Origin of the sequence: Saccharicrinis sp. GN24d3, from assembly GCF_052400645.1 — a bacterium.
Taxonomy (GTDB): Bacteria; Bacteroidota; Bacteroidia; order Bacteroidales; family Marinilabiliaceae; genus Saccharicrinis.
Genome location: NZ_JBQTGI010000024.1, coordinates 1 through 16,162 on the forward strand (window position 1 = coordinate 1; position 16,162 = coordinate 16,162).

A 16,162-nucleotide genomic window follows, 5' to 3' on the forward strand; every position below is an offset into this window, starting at 1 on the left:
GAGGACTGTCCTTTTTGCGTTAATCGCGTTTTTTCCACCAGTGCCCTGTCAGGCGCTTCACAACGGAGCTATTTCGCTTTAACCAAATCTCTAATCTCGAATTTTAAGGGATGGTCAAAGTCAATTTTAAGCGAATCAAACTCAGCATCTTTTATAAACTTGAATCCGGACACAGTTGCATTGGGTAAAGGCTTTTTTCCTTTGTTCTTCTTAAAAAAAGACTTTACTTTTTTGCATTCCTCTCTTTCAACAGCTATCAAACACTCAAGTTTGCTGTATTCATAGATTTCGTAGTCACTCTTTACTGTTCGTAGAATTCCCATGTTGGTTAACTTATTATGGTGTGTTTTAATTATTATCTGCCAACGGTTGTTCGTTAAAATACAAAGAATCGTCTCTTAACTAAATCCCTTTTTTTACTTCATCCAAACCATCTTCATAATCTATTCTAATATCTTCATGAAGCTTGTTGAGGGCTTTTTCAATATTTTTTATCTGCCTATTGTATAAATTTTTCATAACAGGACTTTCTTTAAAGGAAACACCACAATTTTTCATTGACTGACAAAAGCAGATAAGAAGTTCTATCTCCGTTTCTTTTTTTCCAGAATGTTTAATGTGCTTGGTTGTCATTCTTTGAATTCGACGGATGTTTTTTTTCGTATAATAAAAAGTCAACTTGTCAATTTGGGAAAATTCAGTTTTAATTTCTTCTTTTATTGCAGCTATATAATCCTCTTCGGAATCTTCTTCAAACAATAAATAATTCAACAATTCCTTATTATCCTTTTTATATTTGGCCATTCTCAAACAATGTTCAATGATAAGCTCCTTCGGAAGGTTCTGAAGCTCTTTTTTGATAGTATGAACGGTATTGATTTTTATGGGCATGAATTAGCTTTTATCTGTTGGTTCCGAATGTAGGGTGACGCTGGCCTTATCTGCATTCCATTAGTTAAGGTTAATCGTACTTACATCATTATTATACCCAAATAATAAGTCCACCTTACTGTTTAAAATGGTATAATATGTGGTAAATATACCAAATAGTTTTTGGCTATATGCCAAAAACAAATGGATAATCGTTACTGTCCTGTCAAGCCTGCTCTGAAAGGCCAAGTATTCCTCTTTTAATTTTTACTGGCAAAAAAAACATTACAGAACGCTGCTATGTGCGTATTTTCTGCTGATCAAAAATCAAAATAAATTCAACTTAACCGTCATTACAGAACAGACACGACACTAGCAGCTTTTTACTATCTTGTTTCCAAATTAATCATTGAAAAACGATGCGTTACAAACTACTTTTAATTATTCTGACTGCTGTGGTATATTGGATCTTACAAAACTATGTTCCTTACGGAGCATATATTATCTTACCTATTAATTTGTTTGTTACGTTTTTACATGAATTCGGGCATGCCATCTTTGCGATTATCTCTGGAGGCGATGTTCAAGAAGTTTTTATTCAAACCAATGGAGCCGGTTATGCAGTTACTGCGGGAGGATTTCGACCTTTAATACTGATGGGAGGGTATATTGGCAGTGCTTTATTTGGCAACCTATTGCTGCACATAGGTCTTTGTAAACCCAAAACAAGTGTTATTGCGTTGTATGTAATCATCGCAATTCTGGTGTTTACCGCGGTTTGGTGGTATAGTTCCCCAGTTACTTCCTTTTTGCTCATTATGTTTTCTGCGTTAGCGTTTTGGATGAGCAAGAAGTCGAAATCGAGTGTTGCCAATTTGTTGGTTATTTTAGGTACAGCCAGTATCATTTATATAATTATGGATTACAATTCGGGGCCTTCCTCCGACTTGGCCAGGTTTACAGAGATTATTCCCATATTACCGCAAGCCGCATGGGCGATTGTATGGTTAATTATTGTAGTATGGATAACCTGGTTAACGTTAAAAAACGCATTCAGGAAATCCAAATTAAGTTAATATATTAAAGTATGTGAAATAAATATAATAATTTATTATATTTCGTAAATCATTCTTTTTGACAAGATTCATATTAATTGTCCTGCTACAATTAACTAACCAAACCAGATATGAAGGAAACAATAGATGCTGCCTTTTCGATGATTAACATCATCCCTACTGTATTGCTTATTCTGATTTTAATTTATTGGCTTACCGTAATTGTTGGCGTCTTTAATGTCGATAGTTTCGATATTGATGCGGATGCTGACGTAGATATTGATGTGGATGTTGAGGCCGATGTAGACATGAGTGCGGCGGACTCAATACTTTGGGTGAACTCTGCTTTGGCATTTTTTAACTTGGGTAAGATTCCTTTTATGCTACTTCTAAGTTTTTTCGCATTGTCGCTTTGGGTGATTTCTATGTTAATGAATTACCATTTAAATAATGAGTCTGTTTTACTTTCTCTTGTATACTTAATTCCTAATGTATTTGTCAGTGCATTTATCACAAAATTGATAACAAGTCCGTTTGTTAAGCTATTTGCTAAAGCAGAAAGTGATATAGAAAGCAACAGAAAATTAACAGGTAAGATGTGTTTGGTTACCTTAAGTGCGACACATAATAAAATGGGGCAGGCTGAAATAAAAATTGAAGGTTCGTCATTTATTATCAATGTGATGTCAACCGAAGAAAAGTATTCACTAAGAAAAGGTGATAGTTGCCTTGTTATTGATTATATACCCGAAAAAAAAATTTATTTAATAGAACCTTATAAAAACTAGACAAATGGAAGGATTACCACAATTTGTAGTGATAGCATTAGTAATAATTGCTTTTGGATTTATCATTTTGGTAATAAAAACTTACCGAAAAGCAACCCAAGGACAAGCTTTGGTACGCACGGGACAAGGTGGTGCTAAAGTATCATTCAGTGGAATATTTGTAATTCCGGTATTACACCAGATGGAAATTATGGATATCACTCTAAAAACGGTGACCATCGCCCGTCAGGGTAAAGAAGGGTTGATTTGTAAAGATAACCTGAGAGCTGATATTAAAGTGAACTTCTTTGTTCGTGTGAATAAAACTGCCGAAGATGTAATTCAGGTGGCCCAGGCCATAGGATGTGACAGAGCATCGGATAAAGAATCAATGGTGGATTTATTTGATGCCAAATTTTCAGAAGCCTTAAAAACCGTAGGTAAACAATTCGACTTTGTGGAGCTATATAATTCCCGTGAGAAATTTAAGCTGGAGATTCTGAGAACCATTGGTACCGACCTGAACGGTTATGTGCTGGATGACTGTGCTATCGATTACCTGGAACAAACATCTATTGACGTACTGTCTCCGGATAATATTTTGGATGTAGAGGGGATCAAAAAGATTACCAAGATAACCGCGGAACAGCAAATCTTATCAAACCAGATTCGCAGAGATAAGGAAAAAACGGTGACCAAGCAGGATGTAGAAGCCAAGGAAACTGTACTTCAACTACAGAAACAGTTGGCAGAAACAGAGGAGAAGCAGAAAAGAGAGATTGCCAATATAAAATCCCGTGAGGAAGCAGAAATAGCAAAAGTAGAGCAGGAGCAAAAGCTAATCAGCGAAAATGCCCGTATTGCTACCGAAGAAGAAGTTCAGGTTGCCGAAGAGAATAAAGAGCGCCAGGTGATAGTGGCTCGCAAGAATAAAGAACGTACAGAGGCAATTGAAAACGAGGCCGTATTGAAAGACCAGCAGATAGAGGAGAATGAGCGTGAAAGAGTCGTAAGCATGGCTCGTCTGGAAAAAGAAAAAGCACTTGAAGCTGAGCAGAAAAAAATGCAAGAAGTGATCCGCGAGCGCATCGAAGTTCAGAAATCGGTGGTTGTAGAAGAAGAGAAAATAAAAGATACGCAAGCCCATGCTGAAGCGGAAAGAAATAAACTGGTGGCTATTAAAGCAGCAGAGAAAGAAGCCGAAACAAATTTGGTAACGGAAATCAAGAGCGCCGAGGCTAATCGTAAAGCAGCTGAGTTTAAAACCGAGCAACGTATTATGGAGGCCAAAGCAGCAGAGGAAGCTGCCGGCAAGGAAGCCAATGCAACTAAGATATTAGCTGAGGCAAAAGCGGCTGAAGCTGCAGCACTTGGAATATCGGAAGCACAGGTGATTGAAGCCAAAGCGGAAGCCAAAGAAAAAGAAGGCCAAGCGGAAGCGAAAATTATCTTGGCTACGTCTAAGGCGGAAGCGGAGTCTATCCAACAAAAAGGACTGGCCGAAGCAAATGTGGTTGAAGCCAAAGCAGAAGCAACGGAGAAAGAAGGAATGGCAGTTAACCGTGTGAATAGCGAAAAATTCACCGTTGAAGCAAAAGGTATTGAGGAAAAAGCAGCGGCCATGAAAAAGCTGGACGGCGTTGGAAAAGAACACGAAGAATTCAAATTGAAACTGAGCAAGGAGAAAGAAATCCAGTTGGCTAAAATCAATATTCAAAAAGATATTGCCGAAGCACAAGCTAAGGTTATTAGCGAAGCGCTAAAAGCTGCTAATATTGATATCGTAGGTGGAGAAACGATGTTCTTCAACCAAATAATGGGAGCTATCTCTAACGGCAAGAGTGTGGACAAAGTGGTTGACAACAGTGAAGTGTTGAAACAGATTAAGGATACTTTCTTCTCAAGTGAAGACGGGCAATCTTTTAAGGTGAATATGCGAAACTTCATCGAGCAGTTTGGGGTTTCCTCGGACGACTTAAAGAACCTGACATTATCCAACCTATTATTTAAGTTAGGCAATAAAGCGACTGACGAAGGAGACAAAAACTCCATCTTTAATTTGCTGGACATTGCCAGGAGCATGGGTTTGTCCAATAAATCAGCAGCCGATATAGGTATAGATAAATTCTTAAAGACGAACCGTCACCAATAAGTCAGCGAATTTACACGAATTAATTTGACTAATCTGTGGGCAAAAAAGTAAACTGCGCAAGCAGTTAAAATCTGTCTAATCCTTTAAATCTGTGGATGAATATGGCAACTACTCCTAACGATACCGAAAATACAGTCACCGAACTTCAGTTGGAACAGGGAACCTACGAGATAATCCGGAACAGGCTGAATCTGCATGGTAAAGACCTGCAAAAACGGCTTACCCAGCTAAACGAAGAACGCAAAAGTGTTTTTGGTTCCATCGAAACAACTTTAATAGGTAGCGAAAGGGTTTCCACCTCCCATAATTGTATTCCTTCGGATATGGTTTCGGTGGGCAATTCCTTTGTTTTTGGGTACAATGTGCTTATCGGATTAAAAAGTGAAGTAGAGATTTCTGATGTGTTCAGTGTGTATGGGTACGACGCACAGGAACATAATTTTAAAGAAGAACCGCTCGACCTGATTATTTCCGATGAGTTTATCAAAGACTTCAAAAACCTTTATAAATATTACAAGGAAACCCGTTTTATCAAATTTGGTAGGAGAGGTACTTCCTTATTTTTTGTTTTTAGAACGGGTAAGGGGAAATTCGATATAAAAACTTTTAAGTTTTTGGTAAAGGGCGATGTATTGGAATATGTGGATAATCGTAGCGACCATGAGTTTGTTTTTCCCGACCAGCATGAGTTTACATGGATTAGAACCACGCGTGATATGCATGTGAAGGGGCAGTTTCCGCACATCTCCATCGAAGATCAGATATTTGTGGAAACCACCGATGGCGATCTGACCATCAAAGTAGAGAACAACACGGATACGGGTTTGGGAATCTATTCCGAAGAGGTGGACAACAAAACGCAGACTTTGGACGATGCCGAGTTTTATTATTCGATCATCGACAACCTGATTGTTCTAAAAATAAAACCCTACCAGGAAGAGCAGTTCCGCTATATTGTTTATAACAAAAAAGTACAGGAAGCAGTACGAATCGATTCGCTGGAAGATTCCTGTGTTTTGTTGCCAGATAGTCATGGTGTGATTTTTGCGAATGGTTACTACCTGCAAACAGGCGAGATAAAGATATTTGATAACGATTTGACTGAGATGCTTTTCCTACGTCGCATTCCTTCGCCCAATGGGGAGGATTATCTGTATATCTTCTATAACCAACTAGCAGGTGAGTATGTGATGTTATCTTACAACCTGATTTCTCAACAAGTGGAGACACCTATTATCTGCCATGGGTATTCCTTGTTTGAGAATGGCGAGCTTTGTTATTTTAAAACGGATGGAACACCCAGAAAACACCATGTACTGCAAATATGGAAAACGCCTTATCTCGACAGTAACTATCAATCTGAATTAGAGTCCAACGAAACATCGTTCCTTTATAAAATCGGGAATAAAGATATCGTTCGGGGAATGTCGGAATGTAACGAGGTGTTGAAACTGATTCAAAAGGAAGATAGTTATTCCAATCTGTATTTCGATATTCAAAAAAAAGCGAGCGATATTCTGGATGCCTATTACTGGATTGGAAACCAGGAAACGGCCAATCTTCAGGAGCCACTTCAAAATATTAGAGAGACGGCACATAATGCCATTGATGAATATGAGAAGGTGGTCAGCATAAAAAAGAATTCATCCGAGGAAGTGGCCAGGGTGATGGAACTGATTACAACGATCACCCAAAAAATCAAAAACACATCTTTTACTTCCATCAATGCTTATGTTGGTGTGTTGGCAGAGTTACGCACCCTCCGCGGAGAAACCATCTCGCTTAAAGAATTACGGTATGTGGATATCGCTCAAATCGAAAGTGAGGAAGAAAAACTGGAGATGTTTAACAGGGATATTTCGAATGGCTGTGTTCAGTTTTTGCTAAAACCCGAAGCTTTGGAGCCCTATAATAATAAGGTTGAAGAGCTGAAAACGGATATCCAGAAAGTCAAAAAAGTGGTCAAGGCCAACGAAATGGAGGAAGAGCTCAACAATACTTCGAAAGAGTTGGAGATGCTCATTGAAATTGTAAGCAATCTAAAAATTGAGGATGCCACGGAAACCACGCGAATCATCGATAATATTTCCACTATTTATTCCAGCTTTAATCAGGTGAACGCTGCTTTAAAACGTAAACGCAAGGAGCTGCTGAGTCTGGAAGGTACAGCTGAGTTTAATGCGCAGATTAAACTGATTAGCCAGGGCTTGACCAATTACCTGGAGCTGTCTGATTCTCCCGAAAAATGTGTGGAATTTCAGACTAAGTTAATGGTTCAGATAGAAGAGTTGGAAGGAAAATTTTCGGAGTTCGATGAGTTTATCGATAAAGTAGCCACCAAACGCGATGAAATTTATAATTCCTTCGAATCGAAGAAAATAAGTTTGGTAGAAGCGCGAAATAAAAGGGCCATCACCTTATTTCAATCCTCGGAAAGGATTTTAAGAGCGATACAGAACCGCGTAAGTAAGTTTGGAGAGGTGAGCGAGATAAACGGTTATTATGCTTCGGATTTAATGATTGAAAAACTCCGAAATATTGTAAGCGAATTGATTGAATTGGAGGATTCGGTTAAGGCAGATGCTATTCAAAGCCAGTTGAAAACTATCAAAGAAGAAGCTATCCGTCAGTTAAAGGATAAGACGGAACTGTTTGTCGATGGCGATAATATCATCAAATTTGGGGAGCATCATTTCTCGGTCAACACCCAACCTTGCGAACTGACCATGGTGTATAAAGACGATAAAATGTTCTTCCATTTAACAGGGACCAACTTTTACGAGAGAGTAAAAGACGAACAGTTTTATAATTATAAAGACCTCTGGAACCAGAGTATCCCCTCCGAAAATCAGGAAGTGTATCGTGGCGAATATCTGGCCTACAAAGTATTTGTAAAATGCCAACAGGAATTTAACGGTAATCTGATTTCCTTGAAAGATGAGGATGTCCTGAACTACATCCGCGAGTTTATGGGGCAGCGCTATAACGAGGGATATGTTAAAGGAGTTCACGATATGGATGCGTTCATCATAGTGAAAGAATTAATAGAGCTAATTAAAACGGCCGGATTGCTGAAATATTCGACCCAAGCCCGTGCCTGTGCAGTTTGGTTCTGGAACAAATTTGCATCTGCCGAGATTAAACAAAGCTATTACAAACAGTTGAAAGGTGTCGGTGCTTTGCTACAGATATTTCCCGATGCACAGGAGTTTAAATATATTGTGGATGGATTAAAAGAGCAAATCGGTGAGTTTGTTGAGAATACGAAGCTCTTCAATCCGATTTACGTGGATGAAGCCGCTGAATATTTTTTCCATGAAGTTATTATTGACGAAAACTTTGTGATTGACAGTGAAGCTGCAAATCTGCATCAATCATTTAAGTCATTTTTAAAAGACAAAAGGGCAGTTGACCAGTATCAACAATCGGTGGGAGAGCTTAATAGGGAACCCATCGCCCAATTTAAGTTGATAAAAAAATGGTTACGGGCATATATTGCCACTACGAATAAAAACGAGAAAATACAATATGTAGATGAAGTGGCGGTATTATTGATGCTAAACTGCTTTGATAAGAACAACATTGTCAAGGCTACGCTGCATAAAAACCTGGAAGGCCTGCAAGGGATCCATACTGTTTTGAACGAAGGAAAATATGCTTTTGATTATAATCAGTTTATCGCCAAATTAAAAGCGTACGAAATAAATACGGCCTTGCGCTTTAGTACATTCACCGATGTGAAAAAAGATTTGATTCGGGATTTTGAAGATGCGTTGCGCTTGCAGGAATTCAAACCTAGGGTGCTTTCGTCCTTTGTGCGAAACAAATTGATTGATAAAGTTTATTTGCCTTTGGTGGGTGATAACCTGGCTAAACAGTTGGGAACAGCAGGTGAAGGCAAACGCACCGATCTGATGGGGATGCTTTTGCTGATTTCGCCTCCGGGTTATGGCAAAACCACCTTAATGGAATATATCGCCAGCCGACTGGGAATCATCTTTATGAAGATTAACGGCCCGGCCATCGGCCATGAGGTGACTTCACTCGACCCTGACGAGGCAGGTAATGCCAGTGCCCGTGAGGAACTGAAAAAACTGAACCTTTCCTTTGAGATGGGTGATAATGTGATGATTTATCTAGACGATATACAACACTGTAATCCAGAGTTCCTGCAGAAGTTTATCTCCCTTTGTGATGCCCAGCGTAAGATTGAAGGGGTGCACAAAGGCAGAAGCAAGACCTATGATTTCCGTGGAAGGAAAGTCTGCGTGGTGATGGCGGGAAATCCATACACCGAAAGTGGCGATAAATTCCAGATTCCGGATATGTTGGCTAACCGTGCCGATATTTACAACCTGGGAGATATTCTGGGAGATACTGCCGATATATTTAATATGAGTTATATCGAAAACTCGTTGACATCGAACAAAGTGTTGAACCAGTTGTCCGCCAAAAGCCATAACGATATCTACCCCATGCTTAAACTGGCCGATTCGGGCAGTAAGGACGGCCTGGAGTTTGAAGCCAGCCACACCCAGGGACAAATCAACGATTATGTCAATATACTGAAAAAGCTGACTGTTATCCGTGATGTGATTTCCAAGGTAAACCAGCAATACATCGCTTCTGCGGCGCAGGCTGACGAGTACCGCACCGAACCTCCGTTTAAATTACAGGGCTCATATCGTAATATGAACAAGATTACCGAAAAGGTGGTGACCATCATGAACGATGATGAACTGGAAACTTTGATTATGTCGCATTACGAAGGGGAATCGCAAACGCTGACCGCGGGAGCCGAGGCTAATATGCTGAAGTTTAAAGAAATTTTAGATAAGCTAACCGAAGAGGAAAAACAGCGTTGGAACGATATAAAAGCCACCTTCCGGAAAAACCAAAAACTGAAAGCAGGAGGTAATAGTCAAACCGCTCAGGTTTTGGAAGGAATGGAAAACGTGACAGAAAGCATCAACCAGGTTTCGGAGACACTGAAGAAATGTATATGGAATAGTTGAAGCAGTCAATGGTAATTGGTCAATAATTAATTTGCAAACAGATTAAATAGAAGATTATGGATTTAGAAGATTTAAGAATCTACAATTTAGCTAATGAAATAGCAGATACTATTTGGTGTGAAGCCATTAGATGGGATTTCTTAGAAAAAGATACTGTGGGTAAGCAAATTATTCGGTCTTCGGATTCCATGGATAAAATATAGCTGAAGGGTATGGAAGAAATCACTTTAAAGAGAAGAAAAACTTTGTATTTCACTCACGGGGAAGTGCTTATGGAACCAAGCGTTGGGTCAAACGGGCTTATAAAAGAAAACTAATCTCTAACGAATTATACGAACAATTACTGGTGAACCTGGAATCATTCCTTAAGGTCTCAACGCTTATATAAAGACCATTGGCAAATAACTCTATTGACTAATTTAACTATTTACCATTAACCATAATGACCATTGACTATTGACTGGTGTGACCAACAACCAACAACTAAATACCATGAAACTAAACAATTATTTTGACTCCCCAAACGCCCAACTAGCGGTACTAGCAAAAATGGCAAAGGCCGATGGTAAAGTAACCGGCTCCGAAAAAATGTTCCTGAACCTGATGGCCGGCAAAATGAATATATCCAACTCCGAATTCGAGGAGATATTCGAAAACGCCGAAAAGTTCGAATACATACCCCCAATTGACCGAGAGGGCCGTTTTGTGATGTTCTACCGTGTAATCCAAATGATGAAGATGGATCTGTCGGTTGACCTGGAAGAAATAGAATTCTGCAAACAACTAGGCCGTAAACTGGATATTGACGATACCAAAATAGGTGATATAATTAAGCTATCTATTATGAAGAATAAAGAGGTAGTGGGGTATGATGAGATAAGGGAATTATTGATACCTAATAGATAAGCTGGGTATAGGGTATCGGCTTCCATCGATAATTCACCAGTTTGCCCATTCCAAAAGCCTAAGGAGCGCATCCAAACTCACAAGAAGTCCATCTGGACAGTCAATATGTCGATTCCGGGCGCTAAGGGATTTAGTTGAATGGCCAAGGGCTTATGGAGCGGTGTTAAGGAGCCCATCCGGAACTCATAGGAGTCAGGTTATGAAATATTATTTGTATATGGAATTTAGTTTTCAATTGGAATATTCTAACCCCGTTTATCAGGGGAATGGAATCTATGGCTTGGTAAAACCAAAAGAAAACGAATTTTTAAAATATACTATCGGTTTTTTTGCAGGCATAAACCAAGGACTCCCAGGGGCTAGATATGATCATGGTAATTCCGTATTTGTTTTACCCAATTATTTATTTGACACATAGATGTATTTTTTCTTACCTTTTATACCACTTAATAATTTATCTCTTTTTATAAAAGGAATACAAACCATCATATTATATGAATCCGTTTAATTTTGTTACTACAGCGCAACTTTCCAATAAATTAAGCAACCCCAATATAAAAATAATCGATATCCGACCGATAGATGCCTACAACGGTTGGCGACAAAAAGGAGAAAAGAGAGGAGGACACATTCAGTCCGCCAAATCTTTGCCTTTTAAATGGACCAACTATATGGACTGGATTGAGGTGGTGCGCTCTAAAAACTTACAGACAGATCAGCAAATCATTATTTATGGTTATTCCAATGAAGAAAGCGAAAAAGTAGCTGAGCTATTTCAAAAAGCAGGTTATGAAGATGTGAATATCTATTCCCACTTTCTATCCGAATGGGTCAATAACCCAGATCTCCCCATGCAACATCTCGAAAGATATAAACAACTGGTTTCGGCAGACTGGGTGAAAGAAGTGGTAGATGGCAAAATACCCGAAACCCACCCCGGAGGTAAAACCATACTCTGCCATTCTCATTATCGCAACCGCGATGCATACCTGAGTGGACATATTCCAGGCGCCATTGATATGGATACGCTGGCATTGGAAGCACCTGAAACCTGGAACCGTCGCTCTCCCCAAGAACTGAAAAAAGCTTTGGAGGAACATGGGATAACAGGCGATACCACTGTTGTTGTATATGGTAAATTTATGTGGCCCGATAATGCCGATGAGTTTCCGGGAAGCGCAGCCGGACATATAGGAGCCATCCGAAACGCATTTATCATGCTGTATGCCGGCGTTAAAGATGTGAGGGTATTGAACGGTGGATTTCAGAGCTGGAAAGATGCAGGTTATGAAATAAGCACCGTTGACGAGCCCAAACAAGCTGCAGACGATTTTGGAGCTGATATACCAGTCCGGCCTCAACTGGCGGTTGATGTTCCCGAGGCCAAACATATGATAGAGGCCAATGATGCCGATATTGTTTGCGTTCGTAGTTATCCCGAATATATCGGAGAAGTGAGCGGTTATAATTATATAAAGAAAAAAGGGCGTATCCCTGGCGCTATATTTGGTAATTGTGGTTCCGATGCCTACCATATGGAAAACTATCGCAATGTGGATCATACTACCCGCGAGTATCATGAGATAGAAGAACAATGGAAAGAAATGGGTATAACGCCCGACAAACATTTGGCTTTTTATTGCGGCACAGGATGGCGCGGTAGCGAAGCCTTTTTTAATGCATGGCTGATGGGGTGGCCAAGAGTTTCTGTTTATGATGGAGGCTGGTTCGAATGGAGCAATGACCCATCTAATCCCTATGAAACCGGTGTGCCCAAAGTGGTTTCGGCATTTTAAATTCACTTTAATTTTCATCCATAAAAAAATGGTTATGAGTTTAAATAATGAAGAATTATTAGTCAATGAGCTGAAAGAGGATATTAGAGTTCTGCACAAAAATGGAAAGCAACAAGCAATAGAGGAAATACGAGACGGGCTAAATGCGCCTCAAAAGTATATTTCGCCCAAGTTTTTTTATGATGAAATAGGTTCCGAATTATTTGAGGAGATTACACGATTGAAGGAGTATTATCTAACGTGTACCGAAAAAAAAATTATATCGAAGTTATATCCCAGACTAGGTATAGATTTTCGAGATATAAATGTAATAGAACTGGGGAGTGGGGACCATTCCAAAATAAACTTGTTGTTAAATCAGGTTCCGAGAGATATTCTCTCCACCATCACTTATTTTCCTGTAGATATCAGTAAGTCGGCTATAGCGCGTTCGACCAGCCATTTAAGTTTGCAGCTTCCTGAGTTGAAAGTGTATGGTTTGGTGGCTGATTTTATTCATCAGATACCGCAGCTGTCATTTTCAGGAAGAAATCTATTTATGTTTTTGGGCAGTACGATAGGCAATCTTCTGCCTTCTGAAATTAAGGCTTTTATGGAGGATATATCTTCGATTATGCAACCGGGCGATTATTTGCTGATGGGTATGGATTTGGTGAAAGATATTTCTACGCTTGAAAATGCGTATAACGATTCTAAGCACATAACGGCCAAATTTAATAAGAATGTTTTGCGCGTGTTAAATAAACTCACAGGAAGCGATTTGTGTCCTGACAAATTTAACCATAAGGCTTTTTTCAATAAGGAAATGAGCCGTATTGAAATGCATTTGGAGGCTAAAACAAATATGAGCATGGATTTTCCCGTGTTAAATCAAAGAATCTATTTCAAAGAAGGAGAAACCATTCATACCGAAAATTCGCATAAGTTCAACCCCGAATCCATTAAAATCATCGGTAATTTTGGCCGTCTTCAACTCGATAATATTTTCATGGACGAAAATGAGTGGTTCAGTCTGGCATTATACAATAAGTAGCCTTCGGCCAACAATCATTAGTCAATGATAGATTAGTCATTGACGAGTTTATATATGCTTAGGTCATTAAATCCGTAATTTTTTAAATCATCTGTTTACAAATCAACAATTCTCCTTTGACAATAATTCACCCTTGACTAATCTACTGATGACTGGATTTAATCTGCGCATCAATAGTGGCAATGGTAATCATATTCAATACCTCGCGCACCGAACTACCCATCTGCAGGATATGTACCGGCCGTTTCATGCCAAGGATGATAGGGCCAATGGCTTCTCCGCTCTTCATTACCTGCAATAATTTGTAGGCGATGTTAGCTGAAGTTAGTGTTGGGAACACCAATACGTTTGGCTCGTTGCCCACCAAATCGGAGAATGGATAGTTTTCTTTAAGTTCTTCCTGGTTGAACGCAAAGTTGGCCTGAACTTCTCCATCCGAGATAATTTCAGGATAATTTTGCTTCATCAAGGCGGCAGCCTTTCGTACCAATTTAGGTTCAGCGTCATCTGAAGAACCAAAGTTTGAATATGCCAAAAAAGCTACTTTAGGTTGGATGTTCATCATCTGCTCCACGGCTTTGGCAGCTTGATACGCAATGTCTACAAGCTCCTCGGAGGTTGGGTTTGGTATCATGGTTGTATCTGTAAAGAACAGGGGGCCGCGCTTAGTCAGCATTAGATACATGCTCGAAACTTTTTGGCCCGGGCCATTGGTGCCAATAATCTGGAGGGCAGGTTTTATCGTTTGCGTGTATTTTCTGCTGATACCTGAAATTACGGCATCGGCTTCACCGGTTTCGACCATCATGCACCCAAAGTAGTTTCGTTTCTTCATTTCATTCTCTGCCTCGTAAGGATTGTAGCCCCTACGTTGTCGCTTATCGAAGAATACTTTTCCATAACGCCTCACTATATCTGCAGAGTCCTTACTTTGCGGGTTGATAATTCTGGTATCATGCAACTCTAGCTGATGTTTTTCAATCAAGGCTTTGATCTTCTCTTCATCTCCCAATAAGATAGGAAGGGCAATACCTTCGTCCATGGCAATTTGGGCAGCCTTAAGGACCCTGTAGTCCTCCGCTTCGGCAAAGACAATCCGTTTAGGGTGTTGTTTGGCTTTGTTGGTCAAACGCCGTATGATCATATCGTCATGACCTAATCGTTTAACCAGTTTGGTTTTATATTCATCCCAGTCGGTAATGTGGTTTTGTGCGACCCCACTATCCATGGCCGCTTTGGCTACGGCAGGTGCAACCACGGTCAATAATCTTGGGTCAAGGGGTTTGGGGATAATATAATCTCTGCCAAAAGTTATATTGTCTTTGTTATAGGCTTTAATGACCACTTCGGGTACTTGTTCCTGAGCAAGGTCAGCCAGTGCTTTTACTGCTGCCAGTTTCATGGCCTCATTGATTTCGGTAGCCCTTACATCCAAAGCCCCCCTAAAAATAAACGGAAATCCCAAAACGTTGTTTACCTGATTGGGATGATCGGAACGTCCGGTAGCCATAAGTACATCGTCACGGGATGACATGGCAAGTTCATATGAAATTTCAGGATCGGGGTTGGCCAGAGCAAATACAATTGGATTGGGTGCCATACTTTTGAGCATTTCGGGCGTCATCACATTTCCTTTAGAAAGCCCTAAAAATACATCGGCATCAACAATAGCATCTTCCAGTTGATGTAAATCTTTATCGGTAGCGAATTCTTTTTTTGAGGGTGTCAGATTATCCCTGTCGGAGCGTATAACACCCTTGGAATCGCACACGACAATATTTTTTTTACTGATGCCCAGGACTATAAAAATTTTGATACAAGAAATGGCAGATGCCCCCGCCCCAGAAACAACTACTTTTACTTCGCTGGCTTTTTTATCTAACACCTTTAATGCGTTAATCAATCCTGCCCCCGATATAATTGCGGTACCATGCTGGTCGTCGTGCATAATGGGGATATTGAGTTCAGCCTTAAGCCTGCTTTCAATCTCAAAACAGTCAGGTGCTTTAATGTCTTCCAGGTTAATGCCTCCAAAAGTGGGTTCAAGGGCTTTGACTACCGTGATAAACTCCTCTACGTTGGTAGAATTTATTTCAAGGTCGAATACATCGATCCCTGCAAATATTTTAAAGAGCAGACCTTTTCCTTCCATAACAGGCTTGGAAGCTTCAGGGCCAATATCTCCAAGCCCCAGTACTGCGGTGCCGTTAGATATCACGGCCACCAAATTACCTTTGGCCGTATATTTATACACATCGTCAACATTATCCGCAATTTTCCTACATGGTTCGGCTACACCCGGCGAATAAGCCAATGCTAAATCACGTTGTGTTTTGGTGGCTTTGGTGGGTATAACTTCAATTTTACCGGGAGTTCCTTTGGTGTGATAGTCTAATGCGTCTTGAATTCTGATTTTGGAGTTTGCCATTATCGTTGTTTTAGATACGAGATTAAATGTAAGTAATTTACTCAAGTAATTTAATGAGTAATCTCAACTGTTTCCCATACCAAAACAATAGACTTAAATAAAGGTTTAGTGTAATGTATTGCCAGAAAATAAAACTACCC

12 protein-coding genes are annotated in these 16,162 nt (G+C 39.8%); 9 read left to right on the top strand and 3 right to left on the bottom strand.

The features are described from left to right. Nucleotides 1-68: 68 nt before the first annotated feature. Both ACT29I_RS21390 and ACT29I_RS21395 read right to left on the bottom strand, forming a co-directional pair. Nucleotides 69-323: a hypothetical protein gene (locus ACT29I_RS21390; RefSeq protein ID WP_444794363.1), complete on the bottom strand. Its 255-nt coding sequence runs from the start codon at nucleotides 321-323 to the stop codon at nucleotides 69-71. Between the two features lie 79 nt (nucleotides 324-402). Next, a complete protein-coding gene (locus tag ACT29I_RS21395; protein ID WP_430935093.1) occupies nucleotides 403-891 on the bottom strand; it encodes a hypothetical protein in 489 nt (162 codons plus the stop codon). Between the two features lie 398 nt (nucleotides 892-1,289). Here ACT29I_RS21395 and ACT29I_RS21400 point away from each other — a divergent pair, with 398 nt between their 5' ends. The 9 genes from ACT29I_RS21400 to egtD all read left to right on the top strand — a co-directional run bounded on the left by ACT29I_RS21400 (nucleotide 1,290) and on the right by egtD (nucleotide 13,594). Beyond that, on the top strand, nucleotides 1,290-1,946 hold the full coding sequence (locus ACT29I_RS21400) for a M50 family metallopeptidase (protein ID WP_430935094.1): 657 nt from the start codon (nucleotides 1,290-1,292) through the stop codon (nucleotides 1,944-1,946). Between the two features lie 110 nt (nucleotides 1,947-2,056). Continuing rightward, the gene (locus ACT29I_RS21405; RefSeq protein WP_444794364.1) at nucleotides 2,057-2,713 is read left to right on the top strand and encodes a hypothetical protein; all 657 of its coding nucleotides are present in this window, start codon (nucleotides 2,057-2,059) and stop codon (nucleotides 2,711-2,713) included. A 4-nt stretch (nucleotides 2,714-2,717) separates the two neighbouring features. Then, entirely contained in the window at nucleotides 2,718-4,844 is a 2,127-nt protein-coding gene (locus ACT29I_RS21410; RefSeq protein WP_430935096.1) for a flotillin family protein, read from the top strand. Between the two features lie 101 nt (nucleotides 4,845-4,945). Further along, nucleotides 4,946-9,859 carry a DNA repair ATPase gene (locus ACT29I_RS21415; protein WP_444794365.1) on the top strand — a complete coding sequence of 1,638 codons (4,914 nt, stop codon included), beginning with the start codon at nucleotides 4,946-4,948 and terminating at the stop codon, nucleotides 9,857-9,859. A 56-nt stretch (nucleotides 9,860-9,915) separates the two neighbouring features. Further along, nucleotides 9,916-10,062 carry a hypothetical protein gene (locus tag ACT29I_RS21420; RefSeq protein WP_444794366.1) on the top strand — a complete coding sequence of 49 codons (147 nt, stop codon included), beginning with the start codon at nucleotides 9,916-9,918 and terminating at the stop codon, nucleotides 10,060-10,062. Further along, nucleotides 10,059-10,247, top strand: coding sequence for a four helix bundle protein (locus ACT29I_RS21425; protein WP_444794391.1), 189 nt, complete (start codon nucleotides 10,059-10,061; stop codon nucleotides 10,245-10,247). Before ACT29I_RS21420 ends, ACT29I_RS21425 begins: the two co-directional genes overlap by 4 nt. Nucleotides 10,248-10,351: 104 nt before the next feature. Next, the gene (locus tag ACT29I_RS21430; protein ID WP_444794367.1) at nucleotides 10,352-10,765 is read left to right on the top strand and encodes a hypothetical protein; all 414 of its coding nucleotides are present in this window, start codon (nucleotides 10,352-10,354) and stop codon (nucleotides 10,763-10,765) included. Nucleotides 10,766-11,259: 494 nt separating this feature from the next. Next, entirely contained in the window at nucleotides 11,260-12,561 is a 1,302-nt protein-coding gene (locus ACT29I_RS21435) for a rhodanese-like domain-containing protein (RefSeq protein WP_444794368.1), read from the top strand. Nucleotides 12,562-12,595: 34 nt separating this feature from the next. After that, a complete protein-coding gene (gene egtD / locus ACT29I_RS21440) occupies nucleotides 12,596-13,594 on the top strand; it encodes an L-histidine N(alpha)-methyltransferase (protein ID WP_430935101.1) in 999 nt (332 codons plus the stop codon). Between the two features lie 142 nt (nucleotides 13,595-13,736). Here egtD and ACT29I_RS21445 read toward each other — a convergent pair whose 3' ends face one another. After that, the gene (locus ACT29I_RS21445) at nucleotides 13,737-16,022 is read right to left on the bottom strand and encodes an NADP-dependent malic enzyme (RefSeq protein WP_430935102.1); all 2,286 of its coding nucleotides are present in this window, start codon (nucleotides 16,020-16,022) and stop codon (nucleotides 13,737-13,739) included. Between the last annotated feature and the right edge of the window lie 140 nt (nucleotides 16,023-16,162).

Coding starts and splice junctions, on each gene's coding strand:
- ACT29I_RS21405 (WP_444794364.1), top strand. CDS start 2,057: ATGAAGGAAACAATAGATGCTGCCTTTTCGATGATTAACATCATCCCT.
- ACT29I_RS21410 (WP_430935096.1), top strand. CDS start 2,718: ATGGAAGGATTACCACAATTTGTAGTGATAGCATTAGTAATAATTGCT.
- ACT29I_RS21400 (WP_430935094.1), top strand. CDS start 1,290: ATGCGTTACAAACTACTTTTAATTATTCTGACTGCTGTGGTATATTGG.
- ACT29I_RS21430 (WP_444794367.1), top strand. CDS start 10,352: ATGAAACTAAACAATTATTTTGACTCCCCAAACGCCCAACTAGCGGTA.
- egtD (WP_430935101.1), top strand. CDS start 12,596: ATGAGTTTAAATAATGAAGAATTATTAGTCAATGAGCTGAAAGAGGAT.
- ACT29I_RS21395 (WP_430935093.1), bottom strand. CDS start 891: ATGCCCATAAAAATCAATACCGTTCATACTATCAAAAAAGAGCTTCAG.
- ACT29I_RS21415 (WP_444794365.1), top strand. CDS start 4,946: ATGGCAACTACTCCTAACGATACCGAAAATACAGTCACCGAACTTCAG.
- ACT29I_RS21445 (WP_430935102.1), bottom strand. CDS start 16,022: ATGGCAAACTCCAAAATCAGAATTCAAGACGCATTAGACTATCACACC.
- ACT29I_RS21435 (WP_444794368.1), top strand. CDS start 11,260: ATGAATCCGTTTAATTTTGTTACTACAGCGCAACTTTCCAATAAATTA.
- ACT29I_RS21390 (WP_444794363.1), bottom strand. CDS start 323: ATGGGAATTCTACGAACAGTAAAGAGTGACTACGAAATCTATGAATAC.
- ACT29I_RS21420 (WP_444794366.1), top strand. CDS start 9,916: ATGGATTTAGAAGATTTAAGAATCTACAATTTAGCTAATGAAATAGCA.